Raw genomic sequence first — 26,327 nt, 5'->3', positions numbered from 1 at the left:
TTATGCAACTATCATTTATCACTTCAGCAAATCTCGATAAGCTTGCCATTTATTTAGAAGAGATGAACAATAAACCTGAGAGCCATATAGGTTTTTGCGGTGAGAAGGTAAGTGAAATACGTGATACATTAAAGGACGAATTCTCAGACCTTCCTTTAGAAAAGTCTTTTATCGTAGCAACGGAGGGCCAAACGGTTATTGGTGCCCTCGGTGTAGATGTCGATAAGGACGAGGGGAGTGCAGAGGTTTGGGGGCCTTTTACAAGCACCAATGAAGATGTGGAAGGCGAGATGTGGAATACTTTAATGACTTCCTTAGAGTCTGAGGTTCAGACCTTTATGTTTTTCATCAATAAAAATAATGAGCGAGCAACTACATTTGTAGAAGGGCTTCACGCAGAGAATAAAGGAAGTCATTTGATCTTAAAGGCTCATCGCGACCATTTTTCTAGTATAGAAGATAATAATATCGTGAGGATTGAGCCACAATATGTTGATTCATTCAAGCAGTTGCACGATCAACTATTTCCAGATACCTATTATAGTGGACAAGACATAATAGAGAAGCTTAAGGAGAACGATCAACATTTGTTTATTTTAAAAAGGAATGATACGGAAATAGACGGGTATGTGTATTTTGAAGCGAATCCCGAACACGCCGAAGGAAACATCGAGTTTATAGCTGTGTCGGAAAAGGCTAGAAACAAAGGGAATGCCACAAAATTGATACAAGTCGCCCTTCAAACGCTTTATCAGTATAAAGAGATTGAGGAGATTACACTCTGTGTAGGAAAGACCAATATGAAAGCTATTAACCTCTATCTAGCAGCAGGCTTTAAGAGGGAACATGAACTTAATTACTATGTATATGAGACAAAATCCAAAGAGTGATGGATGTGACGTGTTGCTTTTTGAAGAGTGTAACAGCATGGAAGGTATCCCCTATCCATTAATGATATAAACAAAAAAGCATCCCCTTCATAACGTTGTGAGGGGGATGCTTTATATGGAGAAGGTGACTCTGATGTCCGTCACTGACCGGATTATACAGTGATATAAAGTCCAAATAATGTACCATAGCTAAAAGCCATTCGCCGTTTTGTAAGCTCGTAATCTGGATTTTAAAGGCTCAATAATCCCAATCCCTTCAAATGAAAAAGCAACCATCAGGCCCAAATGGCTTGGTGGTTGCTTTTCTATTGTCTTGAATATTTAATACGTTAAATGATGAAAGAACTGTAATTTATAACCTGTTGATATAGGTAGGGAGCCATTATAAAATGACAATGTCCCTGAGAGGGGTGACGTCTCTTTCTATCTTAGTATAACTGTTTTTTATTTTAATAAATTTAGGCGGAGTAAGTTCAAGAATAAGTGATCTTACTGCATTGGAGATGGATATAGTGTCTGATTTAAGAATACCAGAAAAAAGATATCGCCCTGAAATAGAAGGGGTACGAGCTGTGGCGGCATTTTTGGTCGCCATTTATCATATTTGGCTAGGCTCTGTTTCAGGTGGAGTAGATGTATTTTTTATCGTTTCAGGTTATTTAATTACCACCTCCCTATTAGCAAGAATGGAGAGGTATGGAACCATCAATATGAGTGAGTATGTGTTAGGGCTTGCGAGAAGGCTTTTTCCACTTGCTTTTATTGTGCTTTTATTTACGATTATAGGTTCGTTTTTACTTATGCCACAGGTGCAGTGGAAACAAATCATTTCTGAAATATTCGCTTCTGCTCTGTACTTCCAGAATTGGCAGTTGGCATTTAACTCAGTAGATTATCTCAATCAAAATAATGAAGCGAGTCCTTTGCAACATTTCTGGGCGCTTTCGATTCAAGGTCAATTTTATCTAACATGGCCTTTGATTATATTCTTAGCCTATGTACTAGCTAGGAAGCTACTAAAAACACCGGTTAGAAAGACTCTATTGATTGTGCTAAGTAGTATTTTTACGATGTCCTTAGCTTACTCGGTCTATATTACAGCCGTTAATCAACCATGGGCCTACTTTAATACGTTCGCCCGTGTTTGGGAGTTTAGCTTAGGTGGGATTCTAGCATTATCGCTTCCGTATCTCGTATTTAAAAAGCAAGCGACGCTTATCTTAGGTTGGATTGGATTAGGGATTATCGCATTTACAGGGATTCTTTTACCTGTGTCCAATGTTTTTCCTGGATATGCAGCATTATTGCCAACGACGGGGGTTATGTTAGTCATCATAGCAGCAGAGAATGGCAATCGATTCGGAGTGGAGAAGCTCTTGTCCTCAAAGCCATTCTTGGCATTCGGTAGTGTTTCTTACGGATTTTATTTGTGGCACTGGCCTATATTGATTTTTTATTATGCGCATTTTGGAACTGATACCGTATCACTTCTAGGTGGAATCTCTATTCTTATCGTTACGTTTATTCTATCTGTTGTATCAGTTAAGTTGATTGAAGCACCGATTAGGAAATTGAACCTTAAGCAATCGAAAACTAAGCTTGCATCGATTTTGGTAACGTTTATGGTGCCAGTACTCCTCGCTAACACGGCTTGGGGAGTATATATTGATCAGGTGCAAGACAAGGAATACTCAATTGAAGACTATCCAGGGGCACGAGCTATTTTTGACAATGTTGAACCAGCTCCAGATAAAGAACCTGCTCCTCCATCTCTTCAGGTTAAAGAAGACTTGCCAACCTTTTATGATGATGAGGAATGTTATTCTTCTATAGATAATCCTAGATTAAAAACGTGTTCGATGGGAGAAACAGAAAACCCAGACTATACGATTGCACTGGTCGGGGGCTCTCATTCAGGTCACTGGTATCCAGCTTTAGAAGAGATGTCAGAACGTTTGAATTTACAGATTGATATCTACAATAAAGATGGTTGTCGTTTTTCCAATGACGATTTTGACGGTCTATTAAATGAATCATGCATGGAATGGAATGAGGAATTACTAGATGTATTAATGGAGGAGCCGCCAGATCTTGTATTTACTACGGCAAACGTCAGCAGCGGTGATACCGTTCCAGAAGGCTACCTCAAACAGTGGGAAAAGCTTGAAGGAATGACAGAAATCTTTGCTATCAGAGATAATCCAAGGATGGCGGAAGATATACCTTCATGTGTAGAAGGAGCAGATGATCTTGAGGAATGCTCAGTACCTCGAGCGGATGCTCTATCAGATATTCCACCATGGGAGAACACAGAGGGAATCCCTGACAATGTGACCTTTGCTGATCTATCGGAATATTTCTGTGATGATGAAACATGTTACCCTGTAATTGGAAATGTTTTAGTGTATCGTGACGAACATCATCTCAGTACGTTGTATATACAGACACTAGCACCCGCACTAGAAGAACATATCGTGGAAGCTTTAGAGAAAATAGAATAAGTGAAAAATAAGGGTGAATGGGAGAATCCATTCGCTCTTTTTTTGTGGGACGGGGTGAAGGAAAAACCATCTTTTACTTCAAGTAGTTTATGTCCCGTCAATATCATTTAAATTTAATAAATTGAAGTTATCATATCCTATCTATCCCTCCCTATAGCGAGTAACTTCCTCAAAAAGAGAGATGAATCTCACTAGCATAGCCAACTATGACCAGATGATTAATTTCAATATTTTCATGCACCTTAGTACAAGGTCCATAACTTAATTTTTAGAAAATAAAAATTATATTGACTTATTAAAAAACTATAATATATAATATGACGTAATATAACGTTATATGACGTTATAAAAAATGGAGGTGTAGATATGAAACAAGAACAGGGTTTATCAGTTAAAGAGGGGCAAGTGCAAATGAAGGTAGAACACACAAAACAGATAAAAGAGGTAGTTAACGCGGTAAAAGCTAAAAATATCCAAAACGTATATTTTGTAGCATGCGGAGGCTCGATGGCTTCATTATCATTAGGTGAGTACTTTATTAGTAAAGAATCTTTAGTGCCAAGTTTTGTGTATACGTCAAATGAATTTATCCACCGTGATCCAAAAGTATTAGGAGAAAACAGTTTAGTCATTTTAAGATCTCATTCAGGCACTACTCCAGAGACAGTGAGTGCAGCAAGTTTTGCTAGAGAAAAAGGAGCATTGACTGTTGCTATATCAATGGATACAGAATCGCCACTTTGTCAAGAGGCAGAGTATACTGTGCATTATAACTATAAAGATGGTTCGGACGCATTAGACGGTGAAGTGGGAATTTTCTATACGTTAATTTTTGAACTTTTGAATGTGTTTGCACCAGATGAAAAGTATTCACGTGTGGTCAACCAATTACCAAACCTAGAAAAGTTAATTAATAAGAATGTTGATCTTTTTTCTAAGGTTGCAGATGATTTTGGTAAAAAATACAAACGAGAAAAAATTATTTACACAATGGCCAGTGGAGCGTATATTCATCATGCATACTCATTTACAAGTTGCTTGTTAATGGAAATGTTATGGATTCACTCAAATGCCATTCATTCCGGAGAGTTTTTCCACGGACCTTTTGAAATTACAGATTTTGATGTTCCTTTTCTAGTTATTAAAGGTGAAGGAGCGAGTCGTCCTCTAGATGAAAGAGCGCTAGATTTTGTAAAGAAATATAGCAATAAAGTAGAAGTTATAGATATTGCGGATTTAGTCTTCGAGGGGATCGATGATGATTTAAAAGAGTACTTTGGTCCAGCTTTAGCAGGGGCAGTTACAAGATTATATGCTGATGGTTTAGCTGAGCATACAGGTCATCCGTTATCAGTCAGAAGATATATGTGGAAAATGGAGTATTAAGAAATTATACCCTCCGACCCTAATGATCTTAAAATGTCCAAGGTTTAATAAATGATAGAAAGGAGATTATTAATGAAAAAATTACTCGGCTTAGCGATTCTATTACTTCTTTTATCTTCTGTTGTTGTCGCGTGTAGTTCTGACAAAGGAGGCGCGAATAGTAGCAGTGCCAGTGTTGAAGAGGAAGTTGTCATTGACTTTTTTCATAGATGGCCGAATGAACCTAGAAAGTCATTTTATGATCAAAAAATTAAGGAGTACATGGAGGCAAATCCCAATGTCCATATTAATGTGGACGCAGTTCTAAATGATTCATATAAAGAAAAAATCAGAGTTTTAGTATCTAATGACAATTTACCAGATGTATTCACAGCATGGTCAGACTCGTTCGCACAAAATTTAGTTTCTTCTGAGCGAATGATGCCGCTAAATGAGGTAATTAATGCTGATGAGGAATGGTCATCAAAAGTAATCGAATCTCAGTATAATGGGTTCACCTTTGACGATGTAACATATGGCATACCATTTACGGTGGATGGAAAAGCATTTTTCTATAATAAGACGATTTTTGAAGAGAATAATATCAATGTTCCACAAACTTATGATGAGTTTATTGAGGTGTTAGACCAATTGCAGGGAGCAGGTTATGATGAACCTTTGGTAGAGGGATTAACGAATACCTGGGCTATATCCCATTACCTGGGAACAATCTTCCAAAGAGTGGTAGAACCTTCTGTCTTGGAAAAAGATTATAATTTAGAGGGTACTAATTTTGAAGATGAAGGATATATAAGAGGGTTAGAAATCTTTCAAGAGTTAACTACCTATATGGGGGATGTATCTACAGCAATTGATCATGAGGCAGCCCGTAATATGTTTGGAAATGGTGAAGTACCAATCCTGTATATGCAATTTGCAGAAATTAAAATGGTAGAAGAGATTGGAAATGTTGACTTTGGATTTTTTGACTTTCCTACTGTTACAGACGGAAAAGGAGATCAGACTGCATTAACTGGTGCTCCTGAAGGGTGGATGTTGAGTAAAAATGCTCCAGAGGAAGCTGTAGACTTTTTGAAATTCTTAACATCTGAGGAAACGGCGTTTGAGTTTACACAAACAGACGGTCAATTAAATGCTATCAAAGGTGCTGTGACTACAGAAAATGTAAATGATACAAGTTTAGAAGCTTATGATATTATTGTGAATGCTTCATCTACTACACCTTGGTTTGATAATGCTGTCAATATAAACATTGCAGATATCTTTATGCGAGGTGGACAAGAGTTGGCGACTGGACAATCTACCCCAGAAGAAATTCTGAAACAAGTTCAAAGCAAAGCAGAAAGTCTTAAGTAGCTCTGGTTTTAGATTATATAAGTCCTAATGTTCGTTGAATATTAGGACTTATTAAATTGAAAAGAGGTGTAGATATGATCGCTAAGAAAATTCCGATTATTCCAATTATTTTCATTTTACCTACTATCTTATTTTTAGGGACCTTTATTTATTTTCCGCTCTTCCAAAATTTCTATAATAGTTTTTTTGATTTTAGTGTGTTCTCTCAAAAGAAAGAATTTATTGGATTTTCAGCTTATACTCAGTTGTTTCAAGATAATGTAGTAATGCCTGCATTAGTAAATAATATTAAATATGCGGTTATCTCTGTAGCTTTCCAAGTTATATTTGCTTTAATCCTTGCCACTATTTTAGAGGACAAACTGTTTAGAAATATAGCTCCTTTCTTACGAGTAATTTATTTCATACCTGTGATGATTTCCATTTCTGTCATTGCGTTATTGTTTGGTTTTATCTATAACCCACAAATGGGACTTTTAAACAGCTTTTTAGAACTAGTGGGCTTAGATAATTTAGCGATGCCTTGGTTAGGAAATGCTACAACTTCTATCTACGCAGTTATTGCAATGTCTCAATGGCAAAGTATTGGCTTTATCACTATGTTGTTTATTGTAGCTATTCAAAAGATCCCTAAAGATTTATATGAGGCAGCGGACATTGATGGTGCAGGAAAAATTAGAAAGTTCATTAGCATTACTGTTCCACAAGTGAAAGAAACGATGTTTGTAAATACTCTTATTACGATAACTGGGGCTATGTTAGTTTTTAACGAACCTTATATATTGACAAATGGGGGACCGGGCTTTAGTTCTACAACCTTATCAGTTTATATGTACCAGCAAGGCTTTGTTAAGGATAATATGGGATATGCTTCGGTTATAGCTACATTAATTTTTATCCTGACAGCTATTTTTGCATTAATTCAGATTAGGGTTTCTGGGACAGGGAGGGATGATTAGAATGATTAAAACAAATACAAAAGAAGAATATTTGCAAGTAGACCCTGAAAAAAAACCTATGATTAGTAGAAAGTTAAGTGGTAGAGTTTCAAAATATACAGTTCTTCTTGGGTTATTGTTATTTGCCTTTCTTATTATTTATCCCCTTTATTGGATGTTTATTTCTTCCATGAAAAGTTACGATGAAATATATAATAATGTGTGGGGGCTTCCATCAGTATGGCATGTTGAGAATTATCTTACTGCTTGGTCTATGGGTATCTCTAGTTACTTTTTCAATAGTCTTTTTGTTACTGCAGTGACCATTTTATTAGTAGTAATCATTGGATCTATGGCCGCATTTACTTTATCAAGGTATAAATCCAAGTGGATTGATGCTGCGTTAATCTTTATTATCGGGGGATTAATGATGAATCCACAAGTAGCCTTAATTCCATTATTTGAATTATTAACTTGGCTGGATTTGATTAATACACGATGGGCACTAATTTTAACATACGTGGCTTTTAGATTGCCTTTAGCTATTATTTTGTTGCGTGCATTCTTTTTAAGTATTCCAAGAGAGCTAGAAGAATCAGCAATTATAGATGGATGTACTGAATTTGGAATCTACACTAAAATCTACTTGCCGATGTCTATACCTATACTTGTTACTACGTTTGTTTTGACTGCTTTCTTCGCTTGGAATGAGTTTTTATTTGCTACAGTTTTTATTGATTCAGACGTATTAAAAACGATTCCATCTGGGTTAATGAATTTCAGAGACGCACTAAGAACGGACTGGGGAGTTTTACTGGCAGGGATGGTGATCGCGTCAATTCCTATGATTATTTTGCTAATCCTTCTACAAAAATATTTAGTCAGAGGCCTAGCAGAAGGGTCTGTGAAAGGATAATAAGACGACTTATGTGCATATAAAGATAGAATGATAGAAAGACATATTTTAAATGGGGAGGTTATTAAATGAATTTAATAGCTATTGGTGATAATGTAGTAGATTGTTATCTAGATCAAGAAAAATACTATCCAGGTGGAAACTGTGTCAATGTTGCTGTAAACGCTAAAAGAAATGGAGCAGAAAAGGTAGCTTATATTGGTATCTTTGGTACCGATGAAAAAGCAGAACACATAAAGTATGCTCTCAATAAAGAATCTATAGACTTTAAAGCTGCTCGGACTGCAGAGGGAATAAGTGGTCAGCCACAAGTATCTCTCACTACAGAGGGAGATAGAGTTTTTATAGGTGGACCCAAAAATACTGTACAACATTTATTGAAATTACAACTTACTGATGAAGATTTAGACTTTATCTCTGACTATGATCTATGCCATGTTAGCTGCTACTCTTCTATGGAGAGTGAACTACCTAAACTCTCGAAAGTAATCGACATATCCTATGATTTTTCAAATAATTTAGACCTTGAGTATGTAGAGCTAGTAGCAAAACATATCAAGCATGCTTTCTTTTCAGTTGCGGAGTTAACGGACGGAAAATTGAAGCAATTTATGGATGCAATTAAAGTGTTTAACTTTGAGGTGGTTGCATTAACTAGAGGCAGTTTACCGGCTCTTTTTATAAAGGGTGATTATATTTATGAACAGAACCTACAACCAATAAAGGTTGTTGATACTATGGGGGCGGGAGATAGCTTAATTGCAGGTTTTCTAGTGAATTATATAAGTGGAGAGAATATGAGGATTTCTCTAGAGAGAGCTACACATTCTGCAGAAAACACTTGTAAGATATATGGAGGATTTGGCTACCCGAGAGAGTTCTAAATAATTGTTTTATAATTTCTCCTCGTGTAAAGTAAAAGAACAGTTGAAGCAAATAATGTTAATAGGGGAGTTATTATGAAGAGTCGAGATATTAGTAATTTGGATAGTCCAATATTATTATATGAAGAAATTAAGGCAGGCATTAAAGACTTGATCAAAAGTAAAAATTTAAAGCCTGGAGAAAAAATTCCAACTGAATCGAATTTATGTGAATTATTTAATGTGAGTCGGATAACTATTCGAAGGGCTATTAAAGAATTGGTTGATGAAGGCATCATTGAAGTGATCAGAGGTAAAGGAACTTTTGTTAAGGCACCTAAAAAAGATTTGCATTTATTAAATTTAAAAGGTTATACAGAAGGATTATCAAATTTAGAAAATCATATAGAAAAAGAAATTTTATTAAAGAGAATCGTACGCGAAGATAATGAAATTTCTAAAGCTTTTTTACATGAACAAAACGAGTTTTTAGAGTTAGTACGTCTTGTAAAAGATTCAGATGGACCATTTAGTGTTGACTTCGCTTACCTACCTTTACAGCTTTACCCTGGCATTGAACCATTACTAACTAATAATATTTCTACTTTCGAGCTTATAAGAGAGCAATACAAAGTAAAATTTAAGAAAGTGAAAAAAGAGATTGAATATGTTTTCCCATCTCCTGAAATTTGTGATTATTTAGGCATAAGTAAGACATCACCTGTTATCTTAGTGAAGAAAACAATTTTTGGAATGGATCATACACCAGTCCACTTTTCTAAATATTATCTTTTAGGAGATAGGGTGAAATTTTATATTGAGGCAGATTATACAGATTAGACCCCATAGGAGTAAACCTTGAGATAATTATTTAAGTGCAGTCGGAATACTCTGGTTAAAAAAATCAGAAGGGTAGGTTCAAAATGGTGAAAGGAATCATTTTTGACTTTGATGGTTTAATATTGGATACCGAAACACACCAATATCTTTTACTGCAAGAGCTTTTTGCTGAATATGGAAGTGAGTTACCTATTGAACGGTGGCAACAAGAAATTGGTACACATTCAGGGTTTTCTCCTTTTCAATACTTGAATGAGAACATTCAACAAAAAATAGATCCTCATACTTTACAAAAACAGTTCAAAGAAAAGTTTCAGGATAAACTAATTGGGGAGAAAGCGAGAGCCGGAGTAGAGGAATATTTACAAGAAGCTAAAGAAATGGATTTGAAGATTGGCTTAGCATCTAGTTCAAGTTATCAATGGGTGTCCACTCATTTAGTGAATCTAAATATTATTGATTATTTTGATTGTATCAAAACCTCAGATGATGTAAAAAAGGTTAAGCCTGACCCAGCTTTGTACTTAGAAACTGCTAAAGAATTAGGACTTGCAGTGGAGGAGTGTTTGGTGTTTGAAGACTCTGCTAATGGAGCCATGGCTGCTAAAAAAGCAAAAATGAAATGTATAATTGTACCGAACCAAGTGACTCATACGATGGATTTTTGTATGGTTGAACACAGGTTGCAGTCTATGAGTGACATGTCTCTGAAAGAAGTAATAGCTTATATCAACAAATAGGGTAGATGCATGTCAATATCACCATCAAATTGTTTCGTATACTGAAGCCTACCCCTTATGTTCAAATCTCAATAACTTTAGTGCAAGACTCTGCACGTTTATTTTGCAATAAACAAAGTACACACTTCGAGAAGTAAGTTTAGGTTAACCACTGCCGTCTCTCAAGTCATGTCTTTGCAATTACCGTAGATCTGGATGGAGTATTTGTGTATTTATTATTAATGGTTGTTGATTCGGCAGTAGGGATTGAAGATAATGGGCCTTAAACTGAGGGGGAGTTTTATGGGTGAAAAAGTATTGACTAAAGAGCGGGGTTGTTGAGCATTATTTCAAACAGGACTCTCCCAATCTTTATAAAAATCGTATAAAGTTAGAAAACCTACTTATCCATTTGTGGCAAGAGCATGAATTAGATCACCGTCAAAAAGCAATAAAAGTCTTATGTATGAAAAGGGAATACTTTTATTGGGATTAGCCTAATGGGTCTCGTGCGCTCAACTCCGCGAAACTTCTTTTAAGATCACCATCGTGTTTTTAAAGTCTTAAAGGTGATTAATGGTGATTAATGGGGAACGATGCTATCATAACCTTAAGAATCCCATTCCCTTCATAGGTGTGGGGTATTAGTTGTATTTAATTTTAGAAAAGTCTTTCGGTACCAATCACTTGTACTTCTAGAATTGCGCATCAAAAAGACTGCGATTATCACCTAGATGATCGCGGTCTTTTTGATGAAATAATCTTAAACGCACCCGCCATCGCCGCCAGACGAACTGCCTGAATCACCGTAATAGCTAGAGTTAGAGCTGCTTGAACAAGGAGCATTGTTTTTCGCATTGCTGCCGGTAATAGGGGCATCGGAAGTCACCTGATGTTGGGGCGAATGACTGACATGCGTCCGTCTAGAAATATTGCTTGCAATCACCATGATGATCACGATCATGACAAAGCCGAATACGAGAATTAAGCCAAGAGGCATTTGATCACTCCTTTGTAAATTACACCTATTATAGCATTTTATGGATAGCAGGAGGTGTTAAGAGGGGAGGAATTCTTTCGGATACGGTCAAAATTACGTTTTTATGTAATCAACAAGGACAATTAGTACAAATAAGGCAATAATCAAGGGGATGAATCCTTATTTGGTCATTTAGTAGATATGATAAATAATGATCCACCAACTAATCGGGCGAAACTACGAGTAGACCCCCCAATTTCCTTGTGACAACTACAAAATAAACTACCTTTCTTCTGTTTCATTCAGAAGAAAGGCCGTTTAGAAGCTTTGCTTTTCTTATATGACTGGGCTATTTATTTCTCCACTTCACCCGGCGCAGTCTCTAATTGAGAGATTTCTGCAATAATGTGTGAGATGTCTGTGTTATCAAGCACACCATTAAATCGATCCGCACCTAAACCAGTGGCGAAGACTGGAACCATGTTACCAGTGTGGCCGCCTGTTGCACTTGCCGCGCGAATGTCACGGTTCATGACACCAGCTTGATAATGGTCGGCGATAAAGCTTCCAATTTCCCATGCTTGCTCATGTGGGAATCGTAATTCGCCTTCATCATCGTAAATATACTCGTTGAACGCTTTTACCTCTTCGTCGCTTAGAACGACTCCTGAATACTCTTCAATAATAGATTGAACACTAGCTGTTAGGTAAACGCCATTTTCTTCATCAAACTCAAACTGACCTACCATGTATTCTGGAGAAGCCGATACATTGCGCAATGCTTCTTTATCCATGACCTCAGAAGCAGCAATACCCATTGTCTCGTGGTCTGCAAGAACGATCAGTAACGTATCATCACGTTCTTCCATCCAGCTTAATACATCGGCAACGGTATTATCGAATTCAATGGTTTCTTGCCAAACACTTGTGATATCAGCTGCATGAGATGCGTGGTCAATTCGTGCTCCTTCCACCATTAAGAAGAACCCGTCTTCATGTTGAGACAGCATATCTAGAGCGACATCTGTCATCTCATTTAATGTCGGTTCATTTGACTCATAGAGATCCATGTCGACTTTATAGTTCATGAAAGCAGGGTGGAATAACCCTAATAAGCGTTCAGGTGAATCTGCTGCTAATAATTCATCACGATCTGTGACGACGCTGTATCCTTTTTCTTCAAACATCTCGACTAAATCATCACCGTCTTGGCGGTCAGGCTGGAAGTAGTTTGAACCACCACCAAGCATGAGGTCATACTCTCTTTCAAAGAGTTGACGAGCGATCTCGTCTTGACCCGCGCGCGTTTCCACATTTGCTGTAAAGGCAGCTGGGGTTGCATCTGTTACGGTATTATTCGAAATGATTCCAACTTGCTTACCATCATTGCGAAAGAGTTCCAAGATGCTCGCAACACTCTCGCCATCTGGGTTCACACCAATCATCCCGTTATCAGTCTTAGTTGATGTAGCAATGGCCGTACCTGCTGCAGCTGAATCTGTCACCCAATTATTAGCTGAATAAGTACGTAAAAGAGCTGTATGCTCTAAAGACTCCATATGTAATTCGCCTTCTTTTCCATACTCTAGAAGTCTAGCAACTTCCATTTGTCCAAGGCCCATTCCATCACCAACCATAACAATGACGTTTTTTGGAGTATCTGATGCGGTTGCCTCTTCACTACCACCCGTAGCTTCATTTTCCTCTGCAGGGGCTGCTGCATCGACAGGCTCACTGACTTCTTCGTTCGTACAGCCGAATAGTAATGTCATAGACAAACCAATCGCTGTAAATGTACTTAAAAACTTAAATTTCTGCAAATGAATTCCTCCTGAATCTAATTATGTAAGCGATCCTATTCTACCATAATTTCACATGACAGTATGAAGTAGTATGGAAAATGAGTCGAATGAATTAGATGGGATTTTGTGATATATACGTGTCTTGAACATAGTGCCAGTCCCTCCTTAAATTATATCGAATGAGGCTGGAGAATGTTCTATAGCAGGTGAGTGCTTTGGTTATATTTTTACCAATTTGAATGACTAGAACCATTTCTCCGAAAAAGTGATGGTGCTGTTGTGAATTAAATGCCAAAGTTGGAGGAGTATTTGGGGTAGGGAGGCTTTTAAAAGTGCGATGCCTGTGTTTAGGGGGATAAACACAGGCATCATTTTTGTCTTGAGTAGGATGACATTCGCCGATAAGGGGATATTCCGACGAAGAAGTGCTGAAATCGGGCGAACCTAGCTCATAATCGGGCGAAATCACCAACTAATCAGGCAATTCTATACAAAAAATGGAAACAGACCTTCCAAAGCGAATTCTCGTAAACGAATCACAAATTTGAAACGACACTATTACTCATTTTTATAACGGATTAAGCAAATAAAATTTCTTTTCATCCTCAGGTGGGCACAAACCTTTTAATTTAAGCATATCGGTGTAATCAATCAATTTCGTTTTCTCTAATAATAGTGGAAGTTGATCAGTAAGATTTCCTTCAATGCGTTGGACGGTTTCATAGGCTGTGGTTGGGTTGATATTTAACGCTTTAGCTGCTTGTATAACTGGAGTATGTTGCTTGAGCAGTTTTAAGTAATGTTGTTCGGTATCCGCTTCATCCTCGAGTTCTGCTTCAAGTTTATCAACATATAGGAATAGATCGCGATCTCGTTCCGGAAGGCTTTGAATATACATTTTCCTGGCAAACTGAACTCGAGCTTGATTCATGATTTTATCCTCCCTAAAATGAAACTTATAAAACGTAATTATTACGATTTATAAGTATTAAATCATAATACGGTGTCCCTTGTAAAGAGTAGAAAAGGGAGTGTGAAAAAGGAGTTGGTGTTTGACAACTTAGAAAATATTCGTTAAGATTGTTTTAAATCGTAATTATTACGTTTTGTGAAAAGTAGTAGTTATAGTAATCTGTGAGAAAAAGTAAGGAGAGATGATGATAAAATGGCTAAAAAATCAATGGTAGCACGTCAGAAAAAACGCGAGCGTCTCGTTGCTCAATATGCGGAGAAGCGCCGCGAACTGAAGGAAAAGGGAGACTATGTTGCTCTTTCAAAGCTTCCTCGTAATTCTTCACCAACTCGACTGAACAATCGTTGTGAAGTAACAGGACGTCCTCGTGGTTATCTGAGAAAGTTCAAGCTATCTCGTATTAAATTCCGCGAACTAGCTCATAAAGGACAAGTACCAGGAGTGAAGAAGTCTAGTTGGTAAGAATGAGAACCTCACTAAGCGATGCTGCTTAGTGAGGTTTTTACTTATTCTAGTAGATGGATTCCGCTCCTTTATCAGAGGGAGGAGAATCCGCCGAAGTGGCAGCTCATTTCGACGAATATTTGTCGAAATTCAACAAACGAGCCTAATAATCCGTCAAAAAAGATAATTAATCGGGCAAGTTCATACATATAATGGAAAAAGTTAAAGCGAGACCACTTCGCTCCTCCTGAAAAATAACTTTACATAAAAGTGAAACTTTTCCAACTTTTAGCCGTATATAAGAGTACATGGGCTTTCATACATACTTAGCTCAATCTAAAAGTTTGGAGTGGTGCGTTTTATGATGGGTATGATTTGGTTGATTATTAGTGGTATTTTACTTTTCGTTTTATTAGTTGTAGGTGGAGTTGGCTTCTTTATTTTCAAAAAGCGTTATAGAACGGCTAGCTCCAACCAAGCGTTGATCATTACTGGTCCAAAGCTTGGTGATCCAGAAGAAGATGCGAGAATTTTCTTTGATGATAATGGAAGAAGCTTGAAAATCATTCGAGGTGGGGGTATCCGTTTAAAGATGTTCCAAACGTGTACGCCAGTTGACTTAAACTCCTTTCAAATCAAGTTAACGACGCCTAAAGTGTACACTTCACAAGGGGTTCCGGTTATCGCTGATGCCGTTACTTCAGTCAAAATTGCTGATTCATTAATTGGAATTGCCAATTATGCTGAACAATTTCTCGGAAAGAAGCAAGGTGAAATTGAAGGCGAAGTGTCAAAGGTTCTGGGTACGAATTTACGTGCTATTTTATCGAAAATGACGGTTGAACAAATCAATAATGACCGGGAATCGTTTAATCACCAAGTACAAGATATTGCGCAACAAGAATTAGATAATATGGGATTTAAAATTACTTCTTTTGGCTTGGATGATTTGCGTGATGCCGATGAAGAGAACGGCTACTTAGAAAATCTAGGACGACCGAGAATCGCTGAAATTCGCAAAAAGGCTGACATGGCAGAATCTGATGCAGAAAAAGAAACAAGAATGTACAAAGCAAGAAATGATCAAGAAGCACAAGATGAAGAAAACAAACGCTTAAGCGCCATTGCTGAATCAAAGAAAGAAAAGGATATCAAGCAGGCTCAAATTAAAGAAGAAACAGAACGAGCAAGGGCCAAGTCAGAACAATCCTACGAGCTTGAAAAGGCAAGGCTTGCTCAACAAGTAAAAGAAGAAGAAATGAAGATCCAGTACATTGAACGTCAGCGGCAAGTAGAGCTCGAACTAGAAGAACAGAAGAAACGTAAGACGTTGGCAGATGCAGATGCTTATGATATTAAAGCCAATGCAGAAGCAGAAGCTGAAAAAGCACGAATTGACGGGGAAACAAAAGCATTAATCGAAAAACAAAAAGGTCTGGCGGAAGCAGAAGTTATCCGTGAGAGAGGTCGTGCGGAGGCCGAGGCGAAAGAACTAATGGCTGCAGCGATGGAAAAATACGGAGAAGCTGCGATCCTTGAGATGTTCATTGATATGCTCCCTAAATATGCTCGTGAAGTGGCACAGCCTCTAGCTCAAATTGAAGAGATGAAGGTCATTGATTTGGGTGGTGCAGATTCCAACGGGGGCGCCGCAAAAATCACAGGCAATGTCACAAGAACGATGGTCGGTCTACAAGAAAGTTTAAAAGAAAGCACTGGGATGGATTTAAAAGCAATGCTTGAGAGCTTTGTTTCCCGAGGCCAGGTAAATAACTTTGAAAAGGCTATTACTGAAATGGCAGCTGGGGGAGATGAGAAAGCGGAAGAGCGTGAGGAAGAGTCTCTTTCACAAGATAACGAACTAGAAGGTGAGAAGGCGAGAAATGATGAGGATAAGAATGGTGAATAAGTGAAGAGTGGGGGGCCTGTTTTGGGCCTCTGTTTTTTATGGACATAAGCATTTAAATTAGGAGATTTAGGCAGGATTCGTGCTGATGAATTTTACTAAGTTAAAAAAAATCCAATAACGGGCATTTAACAGAAGTTAATTTTTGTTGCAAATGCAACAAATTAAGGTTAAATTAATTACAAGTCATTTTTATTGCATTTGCAACAAAATGTGTGCTGAGGAGGTAATTATGAAAGAAATTCTTCGTGAAATTGGAATGGTCGCAAGGGCGTTAGATTCTATAAGTAATATAGAATTTAAAGAATATGACCTTACAAAAGGGCAGTATTTGTACCTTGTACGAATTTGTGAAAATCCGGGAATCATTCAAGAAAAGTTAGCTGAGATGATAAAAGTAGACCGAACAACAGCAGCTCGTGCTATAAAGAAACTTGAAATTAATGGCTTTATTGAAAAAAAAGAAGATAGCCATAACAAAAAAATTAAAAAACTCTTTCCTACAGAGAAAGGGAAAAATGTTTTTCCTTTTATTAAAAGAGAAAATGATTATTCTAATATCGTCGCATTAGAGGGATTTTCTGAAAGAGAAGCAGAAACCCTCTTCCATCTTCTTCAAAGAGTAAGATCAAATATAGAAACAGACTGGGAATATGTGAAAAAGGGAAACAAGAGAAATTATTAATTGTAAAGGAGCGACATAGTTACATGACTAAAAATATAAAAAAGTGTACCCTTGAAGATTTACGCAAATTACAAGAAATTAGTTATGAAACATTTAATGAAACATTTAAGCATCAGAATTCACTCGAAAATATGAATGCCTACTTGGAAATGGCGTTTAACTTAACACAATTAGAAAAAGAATTATCCACTCTTTATTCGGAATTCTTTTTTGTTTCTTTTCATAATGAAGTCGTTGGATATTTAAAGGTCAATACCAATGATGCTCAGTCTGAAGAAATGGGTGATGAATCACTTGAAATCGAGAGGATTTATATAAAGAACAAATTTCAAAAACATGGGCTTGGTAAATATCTGTTAAATAGAGCTATGGAAATTGCAATGGAGCGTAATAAAAAGAAAGTCTGGTTAGGTGTATGGGAAAAAAATGAAAATGCTATTGCTTTTTATAAGAAAAAGGGGTTTGTCCAAACAGGAGCACACTCTTTCTATATGGGTAATGAAGAACAAGTGGACTTAATAATGACCAAAACACTCACATAACTTTTTGAAAGGTGGATTATTATGTATATTCCTTCACATTTTAGAGTTACAGATGAAACAGTGGCTTACGACATTATGAAAGAACATAGTTTTGCAACTCTTTTTTCTCAGCACAATGGGATGCCATTTGCCACTCATTTACCGTTAATTTTGAACAAGGAGAATACATACTTATATGGACATTTTGCTCGTCCAAATCCTCAGTGGAAAGATATAAAAAATCAATCCGTTCTAGCTATTTTCCACGGTCCTCATTGTTATATCTCCCCGTCTTGGTATGAGACAAATAAAGCAGTACCAACATGGAATTACGTCACAGTTCATGTTTATGGAAAAGTCGAGCTTGTAGAGGACGAAAAGGAATTAATGGATTCCTTACATGAGATGGTATTGAACTATGAAACTCCAAACAGTTCATACAGGTTACAGGATGTAGATGCAGAGTTCATCACTGGTATGAGCAAAGGAATTCAAGGTTTCAAAATAAGAATCAATAAGATAGAAGGAAAAGCTAAGTTAAGTCAAAACCATTCAACAGAGCGACAAGAATTAGTTATTAATCAACTAGAAGAAATTCCAAATACAGATGAGCAACAGATTTCCTCATTAATGAAGGCAAACTTAAAAAAGTAATTGTGAGGATTTGGATGATAAAAAAGAAGGAGCAGAGGTCCTGTTTTGGGCCTCTGTTTTTTTGCATGCTTTTTTAACTGCATATCATCTCCTCCTATTTTCAAATATCATCAATCATTTTAGATTTACATTAATAGATTAAAACAAAAAAAGGTGTTGTTTCTAGCGGATATAAAGTTTTCTACCCAGAAGAAGTTAAGATAGAAGTAGTCCGATTAGATTAGTGGGTAAACTACCTAACCAAGAACTAATGGAGAGTTTGATATTAATAATAATTCTCGAATCAAGACGTGGGTGAGATGGATCAAGTATGGAGAAAATTTTTTTCGAGTAATTGATACTATCAAAATAACAACATTAACAACATATGGAAATTTAGAACGGTATATGGTATTTTTGTACTAGGGGGTGGCTCATGAAAAAAAGTAAACTCGTTTATTTAATGATTCTTTTTTGTGCCTTATTAGTGATTAATGCTTGTAGTATGAACACTTCTATAAGCCCAGAACAGCTTCTAACAGACTCCCAGATGGAACGGTTCATTGTAGCAAAAGAAGATCTATCAGAATCAGATTTTGATTACTTTAAAACTCAGCCTGACTTACCTGCTTTGAGTGAACAAGCAAATTATACAACATACCTCTACACCGCGGTAAAACTCAATGAAGAGCAATTTGACCAATTGAAAGAAGACTATTTCAGCTCTGATATAAATTATGAGACCTATATAGAATTTTCAGATTCACTCTTATCGATGAAAGAACTTTTAGAAGAACCTAACTCAGTAAGTAATGAGGCATATGCTTATCATGTAATCGGAAATGTGAAGTTTATTTCACCGCAATAAAACGAAGTGAATGAATGGAAAAGGGTAGTGATTTATGAAAAAGATCGTATTAGTTTTAAGTTGTTTTGCTTTGCTAGTAGGTTGTACGTCAGGTGCCAAATCAGCAATGACTGAGAACTTGTCTGAAGGAGCAGTAATACCTGAGGTCAATACTAATAAGATAAGTAGTATGGTGATTCTAACTTCAGAACAGGAAAGAAAGTTTGAGGAAGCGCAATCTAACTTATCAGAAGAGGTTTTTGAAGAAATTAAAAGTAGACCTGGTACTACACCTACTATGCAAGCTGCTAATTATAAGGCGTACTTATATACGTCAGCCGTTCTTACTGAAGAACAATTTTTTGAGGTGAAAGAGGAGTACTTTGCCGATTTTGTTGATTATGAAGTGTATAGAGAATTTGCTGACGCTCTGTTTACACCAGAACAATTTTATGAATCTGATGGGGAAATGGATATAACTCAGGAGAAAATGGAGGGCTTTGGATATTACATTATAGGAATGATAGAAGTCATATCTCCTAGAGAGAAATAAATTTAAAAGCCTCCGTTATCGAACGGAGGCTTGATTCGTATAATTAAGTCGATATAAAATCTCCACCATTAACATGCAGGGTTTGACCTGTCATGTAAGATGAGTCATTACTAGCTAGTAGAACAAAGCAGCCGACATGTTCAACTGGTTGTCCTGGGCGGCCCATTGGTGTATCGGTTCCGAATTCTGCCACTTTATCCTCAGGGAAGGTTGATGGAATAAGTGGTGTCCAAATCGGACCCGGAGCAACGCCGTTGACGCGGATTCCGTCTTTTACAAGAGCTTGAGCCATTGAACGCGTAAAGGCATTAATCGCGCCCTTTGTCGCTGTATAGTCAATTAGCTGCGGGTTTCCTCGATACGGGTTAATCGACGTTGTATTAATAATCGTGCTGCCTGGCTTCAAGTAGTCGATCGCTTTTTTCGTGAAGTAAAAGTAAGAATAAAAGTTCGTTCTGAACGTTTTTTCTAGTTGTTCGCTTGTGATGTCTTTAATGCTTTCTTTTGGATGCTGCTCAGCTGCGTTATTCACTAGAACATCTAAGCTTCCGAGCTTATTCACTGTTTTTTCGATGGCCTCGTTACAGAAAGACTCATCTCCGACATCCCCCGGGATTAAGAGGCATTTCACTCCCTCTTTTTCGACGCGAGCTTTTGTATCCTCGGCATCTCCATGCTCATCTAGGTAGACAATGGAAAGATCTGCTCCTTCTTTGGCATAAGCCACGGCAACAGCTCGTCCGATTCCACTATCTCCACCTGTAATTAATGCTACTTTTCCTTTCAACTTGCCTGTACCTATATAGTTATCATCCTCATAAATAGGGAGAGGATTCATCTCACTTTCAATACCAGGTTGACGTTCTTGCTCTTGTTTCGGTTGTCCATCTGTTTGTCTGTTTCGTAAATCCAATTTAATCTCCTCCTATTTTTAATGAAGCATTCGTCTCTATTTTTGTGTTTAGCCTTTTGAAGTCAATCTGAAACATATGAGAGCGAGAGGTGAGAATGCTAGAATTTTTAAAATGTTTGTCATAATAGAATGAAAAATACCAATAAATAGGTAATAATAACTTGTCTTTTTATGTAAATTGGATGTAAAATAGTTCATGTGGATCAAGCCTGTATTTCGATATGATAAAAAACTACTACCCTTTGAAAAAATATGCTTATGTTGATGATTTGGTAAAAAATATTGAGAGTTCGAAGGTGTGGAAATAAATTAAATGTTTACTTTTCTAGCGGAAAGGTTATGTAACACTAACTAAACAAATGAAGGAGAATCATTAAATGTCTACTTTGAAAGAAGCAACAAACTTTACCGAGCAACACTTAAAAGACTTGCTTCAACATCTTCAAACAAAAGGAACGGAAGATACAGAACTCACATCCGCTCAATTGGTCGAAGAGATTGCATCTGTATTCAAGCCGTTTATTAATCATGAAGAAGTGTAAGTGAAATGTATACTTTCCCCAAGTTCATCAAACACTAATTTTCAGTACTGATAACGGAGGGATTTCATGCAAACTGTAACCTTGCAAGTAGAGAAAATGAGTTGTGGTAATTGCTTAGACACAGTGAAAGCTGCACTAGAAGGACTAGATGGAGTCGAGCAAGCCGATGTTCACCTAAAGGACAAGACAGCCAGAGTCGCATACGATGAATCGCGCGTAACGACTGAGCAAATGGCAGAAGCCGTTGAAGACAAAGGATATATGATTGTCCCGTAAGCCGTCTTGTAGATGGCTTTTTTTGTGGGCTTTTTTTGGAGGCTAGGGGGAGTAATTTGAACAAATAACAGCCTAATTCACTTAGAGGCGTCATTTTTTCTAGCAAAGTAGCAAGGAGTGCCACGAATTTAAGGTTTTTACCTAGAAAGCGTAGCGAATGTAGGGCCTCGTTAAGAGTGTGAGCAGATGATTCCGCCGAATTTTTGTCGAAATCCGGCATAATCACAGAATAATCCGTCAAATCTGCATAGTATTCCGACGAAATAGGCTCATAATCAGGCAAGTACATACATAATATGGAAATTAACTATTGTTTCAAATTCTCGCCGCACCCACCACGCACCGCAGCTTCTTTAATGCCGTCTTCCGCCATGTCGCAACCGTATTTTTCGAGACGTTCTGCTCGGTTGCAATTTCACCAAGCTTCTTTTCATAAACAATCGCCTCCCGGACCCAGAGAAGTTCCCGTGTCGAGAGCTGCCCCAAGTAAGGCTCGAGCTCGGCTAATGGATCTTCCCCTCTGAACAAATCACCAATAGGCGCGGGGATCACAAAGTCCGTACTCACTTGCTGGTCTTGCAGGACGAAGCGCTCGTCATAGGTGCGCTCTTTTCGTAGCTCCATCAACATATGTCCGCGCACTGTATAGAGGGCGAATGCTGGAAACGAGCCTTTTCGTTCTTCATATTTCCGATAAGCTTCCCATAAGGCACAGACGCCAATTTGGTAGAAGTGATCATGAGAACGGTAGAGATTGAGTTTTTTCAGTTGACCTTTAATCAGGGGTTCAAATTGGGTGAGAACTTCTTCAAACGATTGACCTTGCATGGTGGATCTTCCTTAGTCAGAAGCGCTTCTGTGTATTCCGCGGTAGAGTAAGCATAAAGCGGAGAGGTGAGAAGCGCATCTTGGCAAAACGGCAAAATGAAGATCGTCTAGGTGGGCATTTTGACGTTTTTGCTCTAGTGATATTGTCAAAACGAGCCCACCAAGGATAGTCATTTTGGCAAAATGATGGTATTTTAGTAGGATCGAAGAATTGAAGGAGTTTGTGCAATATGCTTGTTAAACATACATGGTCATGGGTATGTGTCCTCCTCTGGATGGCACTGATCTTTTATTTGTCACATCAACCAGCAACAGAGTCGGCGGAGTTAAGCAGTGGGATCATGGAGCGGATCGTAGCGGTTGTTGAAATCGTCGTTCCAACCATTCATCAGCATCTCGATACGGTCCATTTGATCATCCGAAAAGGGGCGCATTTCTTTGCTTATTTCATCTTAGGAATACTCGTCATCCATGCGTTAAGAGGTGGTCGTCTTACTGGGTATCGTAGAGTTTTATTGGCTCTCTCTATTTGTGTGCTTTATGCGATATCAGATGAGGTTCACCAGTTATTTATTCCAGGGCGAAGTGGAGAAGTAACCGATGTATTGATTGATAGTGCAGGTGCAAGTGGGGGGATTGGGTTATATCTCCTCGCCAAAACAATAAAGAGAAAAAGGGTATAGCTGCTTATACCCTTTGCGCATAGTAAGGGAAGGTATAAGGAAAGGGTGGAGCATAGACATGTGTCATTTTCAAAAAGGAGTTAAAAACGATGTAGCATTTGTGTTCTCATGTCCAGGAGCTGCGGAGGAAGCAGCGAATAGACCTGCTGCAGGCAGAACAGGAACGAATTTACATCAACTATTATTCATCCTCAACTCACATTTTAGAGAAGTGACAGAGTGGTCGCGAGAGGCGATTACGATAACCAATGCATGGAGCAAGGTCGAATACCGCCAGCTCACCGGTCGAACAGAGGCTACAATCAAAGAGGTCTTAACAGAAGAAAATCTTTTTCGCCTAGAACAGGAGTTAAACGAAATAGAGAAGGTAATCATTTGCTCTGGGCAAAGAGCAGGCCTCGCAGTCTCGGCACTAGCCAACACAAACCGGCTACGTGATGGAGTGAAAGTCATCAGCATCCGTCACCTTGGACTTCGATCCCTTAATCAGATAAAAGTAGACATCCATGGGCAACCTATTTATTCTGTGGCGGAACAGCTAACTAGAGACGGTACCACAAATCCGCAGCTTGGTCTTGAAAATACAAAGAAGCGATTAGAAGTAGTGGCGCATGAAATCATCAATGTCCTCCCATAAAGTACTGAATTTTCAGTCTTTGTGTTGCTTATCTTAGTACATGATGCTAGGATGAAAGTAGAAACCTCATTAATCTACCTCAAGAATATCTCCTATGATTTTCACACATCCGTCATAACAAATCGTCCAGATGAATACTTAGTAGTATCAGCTTGTGTTATTTTGCGAACAAAACATACTAACTAGTTAGTATAACGAAGAGAGGAGAGGGTCCTTATCACTCATTTTAACTTTTCACATCCCATTCGAGTTCGCTACTCAGAAATTGATGGGCAAAAAATTGTCTTTAATGCGCATTATTTAACCTATATTGATGTTGCGGTGACGGAATACTATCGCAAGGTGATTGGTCCCAACTGGCTCGAGTTAGCAGAAAAAAATATATTTGATCTCGTCTTAAGGAGGGTCACACTGGATTATCTTTCTCCAGCAAAACTAGATGATCTTCTTGATATCCATTGCCGTGTAGTGAAAATGGGCAGATCGAGCATGAATTGTGAGTTTGCGATCAAAAGAGGGGATGAGCTCTTAATTCAGGCAGAGGCTGTTCAAGTGTGCTTTGATCTTGAAACAGGTAAGTCTAAGCCTATTCCAGAGGAAATTAGAGAGCGGATCAGAGAGTTTGAAGGGCTAAAGATATCCGTTGAATAGAGGAGGGGAGACGATTGTTATCGTTTAATCGCAATCAGTGGGAAGCGTATGTGGGAATTGGGCAAAAGGAAGCTGCTCAGCTATTTAAGGATGTGTTGAGGGAAGCAGACATGTCATTTGAAGAGAAGGTCTTGCCCCCTGTTTATATGTATGATTCAAAGCATAATAGCATTGAACTAGAGACCGACGAGTTAGTGATTACACTAATCTATGTTTCAGGTGATCCACTCACTCGATTCTTTTCAGGAGTTGTCGGCAGCCGTAAGCATTTTGAAGGGGTAACGTTTTTAACGATGAAGTACAAGGATTCGGAACTCTTAGCGCAGGTGCTCACTCAATTCAATCACAGCTGTCAGACGAAGCCATGGCAGATCACCAAGCACCCTCGCTTTCAATTTGCGTTCGTATTGCAAGCGATCAATCGATACAAATGGAGCAGAGTATGTAACTAATTTGCAAGAAAGAAGGGATTACGATGCAAGAGGAAATCACGATGGATCAACTACTAGAAGACCTGGAGAAAAGAAGAGAACGAGCGAGGTTAATGGGTGGACAAGAGAAGATTGATCGCCATCATCAATCCGGCTTTTATACGGCAAGAGAGCGGATTGAGAAGTTACTAGATCCAGGAAGTTTTCTAGAGATCGGTGGCCTTAGTCACTCTGAGTTTCCTGGTGCTGAACAAAAAAGCGCCGGTGATGGGATTATTTGCGGGCTTGGAAAAATAGATGGACGCCCTGTGGTCGTCGAGGCAATTGATAAGACGGTATTTGCAGGCACGGAAGGATCGGTTCATATTAAGAAGTCAGAGGCGTTGCATGATTACGCTCTTAAGCGCGGCTTTCCTATTTTTAACCTTGGAGAAGGTGGCGGGCTACGGATGCCGGATGGAATGGGATCAGATGGAATCAGTGACAAGTTGTTTCCGCAAAATCTCCTGACGATTGGTCGTAAGGTACCGATGATTTCGAGTATTTTAGGTGATAGTTACGGGGGACCGACTTGGCTTGCTGTCTCATCCGATTTTGTCACTCAAGTAAAGGGGAGCTGCATGGCGGTAGCCGGTCCAAGAATGCTTGAGATGGCAACTGGCGAGAAGATTACACCGGAGGAGCTAGGTGGGTGGAAGGTTCATGCCGAGACGACGGGGCAAACCGATCATGTATCTGACTCGGAGGAAAATGCGATTGAGGCGATGAAGGCATTCTTTCGCTACATGCCCCTTAATGCCGACCAAGAGCCACCGAAGAAGGAAACGAAGGATGATCCGAATCGGCGTTTAGAGGAAGCAATCGATTTTGTCCCGACAAGAAGGACGAGAGCGTATGACATGAAAAAGCTAATTAGCATGATCGTTGATGACGGTGACTTTTTTGAGCTGAAGCCGTTATTTGGACGATCCTTAATTACGGCTCTTGCTCACTTAAATGGTCAAGTAGTCGGAGTGATTGCTAATCAGCCGATGATGTTCGCTGGCTCGAGTGGTCCTGAAGAATGCGATAAGGCTACGGATTTCATTTGCTTATGTGATTCCTTCCATATCCCGCTCGTTTTCTTGCACGATATCCCTGGCTTTCGAGTAAGCAGCGCGGCTGAGAAAAAGAAGGTGCCAAGTAAGATTATGCAGTGGAATCAAGCATTAGCGAGAGCGACGGTACCAAAGCTTTCGGTTGTGATACGCAAAAGCATTGGGGCAGCATATGGAAATATGTGTGGACCAACAATGGGAGCTGACTCTGTTGTAGCGTGGCCGAGTGCTGAGATTAATTTTACCGGACCGGAAGTAGGAGTGAATGTTGTCTACGGTCGTAAGTTGATGGAGGCAGATGACCCGAAACAAGCGCGAGAGGAATTGCTGAAGACATGGGGCTTTGATAGTTCGCCATATAAAGCGGCAGGGAAGTTTATGATTGATGATGTGATCGACCCGCGTGATACAAGAAAGTACTTATGCCAGATGCTCGAATATGCCTGTGTCAATAATGGTTCAAAAAGCAAACGCTTATTAGCTAATTGGCCGACCAGCTTTTAATAAACGAGGAGGA

28 protein-coding genes are annotated in these 26,327 nt (G+C 38.5%); 23 read left to right on the top strand and 5 right to left on the bottom strand.

Annotated features, from left to right (window positions below):
• The first annotated feature begins 2 nt into the window (after window positions 1–2).
• The 9 genes from RYX56_RS08325 to RYX56_RS08285 all read left to right on the top strand — a co-directional run bounded on the left by RYX56_RS08325 (window position 3) and on the right by RYX56_RS08285 (window position 10,430).
• Window positions 3–890 carry a GNAT family N-acetyltransferase gene (locus tag RYX56_RS08325; RefSeq protein WP_317121609.1) on the top strand — a complete coding sequence of 296 codons (888 nt, stop codon included), beginning with the start codon at window positions 3–5 and terminating at the stop codon, window positions 888–890.
• Window positions 891–1,393: 503 nt separating this feature from the next.
• A complete protein-coding gene (locus RYX56_RS08320) occupies window positions 1,394–3,391 on the top strand; it encodes an acyltransferase family protein (RefSeq protein ID WP_317121935.1) in 1,998 nt (665 codons plus the stop codon).
• A 366-nt stretch (window positions 3,392–3,757) separates the two neighbouring features.
• Window positions 3,758–4,777 (top strand): SIS domain-containing protein, encoded by a 1,020-nt coding sequence (locus tag RYX56_RS08315; protein ID WP_317121608.1) that lies wholly within the window; start codon window positions 3,758–3,760, stop codon window positions 4,775–4,777.
• A gap of 72 nt (window positions 4,778–4,849) precedes the next feature.
• Window positions 4,850–6,133, top strand: coding sequence for an ABC transporter substrate-binding protein (locus RYX56_RS08310; protein ID WP_317121607.1), 1,284 nt, complete (start codon window positions 4,850–4,852; stop codon window positions 6,131–6,133).
• 77 nt (window positions 6,134–6,210) lie between these two features.
• Window positions 6,211–7,092 (top strand): carbohydrate ABC transporter permease, encoded by an 882-nt coding sequence (locus RYX56_RS08305; RefSeq protein WP_439108479.1) that lies wholly within the window; start codon window positions 6,211–6,213, stop codon window positions 7,090–7,092.
• A gap of 4 nt (window positions 7,093–7,096) precedes the next feature.
• Window positions 7,097–7,987: a carbohydrate ABC transporter permease gene (locus RYX56_RS08300; protein ID WP_439108478.1), complete on the top strand. Its 891-nt coding sequence runs from the start codon at window positions 7,097–7,099 to the stop codon at window positions 7,985–7,987.
• Window positions 7,988–8,055: 68 nt separating this feature from the next.
• A complete protein-coding gene (locus RYX56_RS08295) occupies window positions 8,056–8,871 on the top strand; it encodes a PfkB family carbohydrate kinase (protein WP_317121604.1) in 816 nt (271 codons plus the stop codon).
• Window positions 8,872–8,946: 75 nt separating this feature from the next.
• Window positions 8,947–9,690 (top strand): GntR family transcriptional regulator, encoded by a 744-nt coding sequence (locus RYX56_RS08290; protein ID WP_317121603.1) that lies wholly within the window; start codon window positions 8,947–8,949, stop codon window positions 9,688–9,690.
• An 83-nt stretch (window positions 9,691–9,773) separates the two neighbouring features.
• Window positions 9,774–10,430, top strand: a complete 657-nt coding sequence (locus RYX56_RS08285) for an HAD-IA family hydrolase (protein ID WP_317121602.1) — start codon at window positions 9,774–9,776, stop codon at window positions 10,428–10,430.
• 705 nt (window positions 10,431–11,135) lie between these two features.
• Here RYX56_RS08285 and RYX56_RS08280 read toward each other — a convergent pair.
• The 3 genes from RYX56_RS08280 to RYX56_RS08270 form a co-directional block, all read right to left on the bottom strand.
• A complete protein-coding gene (locus RYX56_RS08280) occupies window positions 11,136–11,288 on the bottom strand; it encodes a hypothetical protein (protein WP_317121601.1) in 153 nt (50 codons plus the stop codon).
• A 453-nt stretch (window positions 11,289–11,741) separates the two neighbouring features.
• Window positions 11,742–13,208 carry an alkaline phosphatase gene (locus RYX56_RS08275; RefSeq protein WP_317121600.1) on the bottom strand — a complete coding sequence of 489 codons (1,467 nt, stop codon included), beginning with the start codon at window positions 13,206–13,208 and terminating at the stop codon, window positions 11,742–11,744.
• Window positions 13,209–13,758: 550 nt separating this feature from the next.
• A complete protein-coding gene (locus RYX56_RS08270) occupies window positions 13,759–14,121 on the bottom strand; it encodes a hypothetical protein (RefSeq protein WP_317121599.1) in 363 nt (120 codons plus the stop codon).
• A gap of 234 nt (window positions 14,122–14,355) precedes the next feature.
• Between RYX56_RS08270 and rpsN the strand changes: the two genes are divergently transcribed.
• The 7 genes from rpsN (at window position 14,356) to RYX56_RS08235 (ending at window position 19,752) form a co-directional block, all read left to right on the top strand.
• The gene (gene rpsN / locus RYX56_RS08265) at window positions 14,356–14,625 is read left to right on the top strand and encodes a 30S ribosomal protein S14 (protein ID WP_317121598.1); all 270 of its coding nucleotides are present in this window, start codon (window positions 14,356–14,358) and stop codon (window positions 14,623–14,625) included.
• A gap of 343 nt (window positions 14,626–14,968) precedes the next feature.
• Window positions 14,969–16,516: a flotillin family protein gene (locus tag RYX56_RS08260; protein WP_439108471.1), complete on the top strand. Its 1,548-nt coding sequence runs from the start codon at window positions 14,969–14,971 to the stop codon at window positions 16,514–16,516.
• Window positions 16,517–16,745: 229 nt separating this feature from the next.
• Window positions 16,746–17,198 (top strand): MarR family winged helix-turn-helix transcriptional regulator, encoded by a 453-nt coding sequence (locus RYX56_RS08255; RefSeq protein WP_317121597.1) that lies wholly within the window; start codon window positions 16,746–16,748, stop codon window positions 17,196–17,198.
• Between the two features lie 23 nt (window positions 17,199–17,221).
• A complete protein-coding gene (gene paiA / locus RYX56_RS08250) occupies window positions 17,222–17,740 on the top strand; it encodes a spermidine/spermine N(1)-acetyltransferase (protein ID WP_317121596.1) in 519 nt (172 codons plus the stop codon).
• Window positions 17,741–17,761: 21 nt separating this feature from the next.
• A complete protein-coding gene (locus RYX56_RS08245; protein WP_317121595.1) occupies window positions 17,762–18,373 on the top strand; it encodes an FMN-binding negative transcriptional regulator in 612 nt (203 codons plus the stop codon).
• A gap of 415 nt (window positions 18,374–18,788) precedes the next feature.
• Window positions 18,789–19,220 carry a hypothetical protein gene (locus tag RYX56_RS08240; protein ID WP_317121594.1) on the top strand — a complete coding sequence of 144 codons (432 nt, stop codon included), beginning with the start codon at window positions 18,789–18,791 and terminating at the stop codon, window positions 19,218–19,220.
• A 34-nt stretch (window positions 19,221–19,254) separates the two neighbouring features.
• The gene (locus RYX56_RS08235; protein ID WP_317121593.1) at window positions 19,255–19,752 is read left to right on the top strand and encodes a hypothetical protein; all 498 of its coding nucleotides are present in this window, start codon (window positions 19,255–19,257) and stop codon (window positions 19,750–19,752) included.
• Window positions 19,753–19,795: 43 nt separating this feature from the next.
• On the opposite strand, the gene RYX56_RS08230 is transcribed toward RYX56_RS08235, so the two are convergent.
• Complete coding sequence (locus RYX56_RS08230; RefSeq protein WP_317121592.1) at window positions 19,796–20,665, bottom strand: SDR family oxidoreductase; 870 nt, start codon at window positions 20,663–20,665, stop codon at window positions 19,796–19,798.
• Window positions 20,666–21,042: 377 nt separating this feature from the next.
• On the opposite strand from RYX56_RS08230, the gene RYX56_RS08225 reads away from it, so the two are divergent.
• The gene (locus RYX56_RS08225) at window positions 21,043–21,207 is read left to right on the top strand and encodes a YwzD family small protein (protein ID WP_317121591.1); all 165 of its coding nucleotides are present in this window, start codon (window positions 21,043–21,045) and stop codon (window positions 21,205–21,207) included.
• A 66-nt stretch (window positions 21,208–21,273) separates the two neighbouring features.
• Entirely contained in the window at window positions 21,274–21,483 is a 210-nt protein-coding gene (locus RYX56_RS08220) for a cation transporter (RefSeq protein ID WP_317121590.1), read from the top strand.
• A 315-nt stretch (window positions 21,484–21,798) separates the two neighbouring features.
• On the opposite strand, the gene RYX56_RS08215 is transcribed toward RYX56_RS08220, so the two are convergent.
• Window positions 21,799–22,311, bottom strand: a complete 513-nt coding sequence (locus tag RYX56_RS08215; RefSeq protein ID WP_317121589.1) for a sigma-70 family RNA polymerase sigma factor — start codon at window positions 22,309–22,311, stop codon at window positions 21,799–21,801.
• A gap of 230 nt (window positions 22,312–22,541) precedes the next feature.
• Here RYX56_RS08215 and RYX56_RS08210 point away from each other — a divergent pair, with 230 nt between their 5' ends.
• The 5 genes from RYX56_RS08210 (at window position 22,542) to RYX56_RS08190 (ending at window position 26,314) form a co-directional block, all read left to right on the top strand.
• A complete protein-coding gene (locus RYX56_RS08210) occupies window positions 22,542–22,994 on the top strand; it encodes a VanZ family protein (protein ID WP_317121588.1) in 453 nt (150 codons plus the stop codon).
• A 58-nt stretch (window positions 22,995–23,052) separates the two neighbouring features.
• Window positions 23,053–23,631 (top strand): hypothetical protein, encoded by a 579-nt coding sequence (locus RYX56_RS08205; protein WP_317121587.1) that lies wholly within the window; start codon window positions 23,053–23,055, stop codon window positions 23,629–23,631.
• Window positions 23,632–23,847: 216 nt separating this feature from the next.
• Window positions 23,848–24,282: an acyl-CoA thioesterase gene (locus tag RYX56_RS08200; RefSeq protein WP_317121933.1), complete on the top strand. Its 435-nt coding sequence runs from the start codon at window positions 23,848–23,850 to the stop codon at window positions 24,280–24,282.
• Between the two features lie 14 nt (window positions 24,283–24,296).
• On the top strand, window positions 24,297–24,734 hold the full coding sequence (locus RYX56_RS08195; RefSeq protein ID WP_317121586.1) for a hypothetical protein: 438 nt from the start codon (window positions 24,297–24,299) through the stop codon (window positions 24,732–24,734).
• A gap of 23 nt (window positions 24,735–24,757) precedes the next feature.
• On the top strand, window positions 24,758–26,314 hold the full coding sequence (locus RYX56_RS08190; RefSeq protein ID WP_317121585.1) for an acyl-CoA carboxylase subunit beta: 1,557 nt from the start codon (window positions 24,758–24,760) through the stop codon (window positions 26,312–26,314).
• The last annotated feature ends 13 nt before the right edge of the window (window positions 26,315–26,327 follow it).

It is taken from the genome of Alkalihalophilus lindianensis (genome assembly GCF_032843265.1).
GTDB classification, from domain to species: domain Bacteria; phylum Bacillota; class Bacilli; order Bacillales; family Bacillaceae_D; genus Alkalihalophilus; species Alkalihalophilus lindianensis.
Note: the sequence above shows the minus strand (reverse complement) of the source record. Positions and strands in the feature narration are given on the sequence as shown.

What these genes read in the sequence shown, in the direction of transcription:
- RYX56_RS08325 (WP_317121609.1), top strand. Translation starts at nt 3, where the DNA reads ATGCAACTATCATTTATCACTTCAGCAAATCTCGATAAGCTTGCCATT.
- RYX56_RS08320 (WP_317121935.1), top strand. Translation starts at nt 1,394, where the DNA reads ATGGATATAGTGTCTGATTTAAGAATACCAGAAAAAAGATATCGCCCT.
- RYX56_RS08315 (WP_317121608.1), top strand. Translation starts at nt 3,758, where the DNA reads ATGAAACAAGAACAGGGTTTATCAGTTAAAGAGGGGCAAGTGCAAATG.
- RYX56_RS08310 (WP_317121607.1), top strand. Translation starts at nt 4,850, where the DNA reads ATGAAAAAATTACTCGGCTTAGCGATTCTATTACTTCTTTTATCTTCT.
- RYX56_RS08295 (WP_317121604.1), top strand. Translation starts at nt 8,056, where the DNA reads ATGAATTTAATAGCTATTGGTGATAATGTAGTAGATTGTTATCTAGAT.
- RYX56_RS08290 (WP_317121603.1), top strand. Translation starts at nt 8,947, where the DNA reads ATGAAGAGTCGAGATATTAGTAATTTGGATAGTCCAATATTATTATAT.
- RYX56_RS08285 (WP_317121602.1), top strand. Translation starts at nt 9,774, where the DNA reads ATGGTGAAAGGAATCATTTTTGACTTTGATGGTTTAATATTGGATACC.
- RYX56_RS08280 (WP_317121601.1), bottom strand. Translation starts at nt 11,288, where the DNA reads ATGCCCCTATTACCGGCAGCAATGCGAAAAACAATGCTCCTTGTTCAA.
- RYX56_RS08270 (WP_317121599.1), bottom strand. Translation starts at nt 14,121, where the DNA reads ATGAATCAAGCTCGAGTTCAGTTTGCCAGGAAAATGTATATTCAAAGC.
- rpsN (WP_317121598.1), top strand. Translation starts at nt 14,356, where the DNA reads ATGGCTAAAAAATCAATGGTAGCACGTCAGAAAAAACGCGAGCGTCTC.
- RYX56_RS08260 (WP_439108471.1), top strand. Translation starts at nt 14,969, where the DNA reads ATGATGGGTATGATTTGGTTGATTATTAGTGGTATTTTACTTTTCGTT.
- RYX56_RS08255 (WP_317121597.1), top strand. Translation starts at nt 16,746, where the DNA reads ATGAAAGAAATTCTTCGTGAAATTGGAATGGTCGCAAGGGCGTTAGAT.
- paiA (WP_317121596.1), top strand. Translation starts at nt 17,222, where the DNA reads ATGACTAAAAATATAAAAAAGTGTACCCTTGAAGATTTACGCAAATTA.
- RYX56_RS08245 (WP_317121595.1), top strand. Translation starts at nt 17,762, where the DNA reads ATGTATATTCCTTCACATTTTAGAGTTACAGATGAAACAGTGGCTTAC.
- RYX56_RS08240 (WP_317121594.1), top strand. Translation starts at nt 18,789, where the DNA reads ATGAAAAAAAGTAAACTCGTTTATTTAATGATTCTTTTTTGTGCCTTA.
- RYX56_RS08235 (WP_317121593.1), top strand. Translation starts at nt 19,255, where the DNA reads ATGAAAAAGATCGTATTAGTTTTAAGTTGTTTTGCTTTGCTAGTAGGT.
- RYX56_RS08225 (WP_317121591.1), top strand. Translation starts at nt 21,043, where the DNA reads ATGTCTACTTTGAAAGAAGCAACAAACTTTACCGAGCAACACTTAAAA.
- RYX56_RS08220 (WP_317121590.1), top strand. Translation starts at nt 21,274, where the DNA reads ATGCAAACTGTAACCTTGCAAGTAGAGAAAATGAGTTGTGGTAATTGC.
- RYX56_RS08215 (WP_317121589.1), bottom strand. Translation starts at nt 22,311, where the DNA reads ATGCAAGGTCAATCGTTTGAAGAAGTTCTCACCCAATTTGAACCCCTG.
- RYX56_RS08210 (WP_317121588.1), top strand. Translation starts at nt 22,542, where the DNA reads ATGCTTGTTAAACATACATGGTCATGGGTATGTGTCCTCCTCTGGATG.
- RYX56_RS08205 (WP_317121587.1), top strand. Translation starts at nt 23,053, where the DNA reads ATGTGTCATTTTCAAAAAGGAGTTAAAAACGATGTAGCATTTGTGTTC.
- RYX56_RS08190 (WP_317121585.1), top strand. Translation starts at nt 24,758, where the DNA reads ATGCAAGAGGAAATCACGATGGATCAACTACTAGAAGACCTGGAGAAA.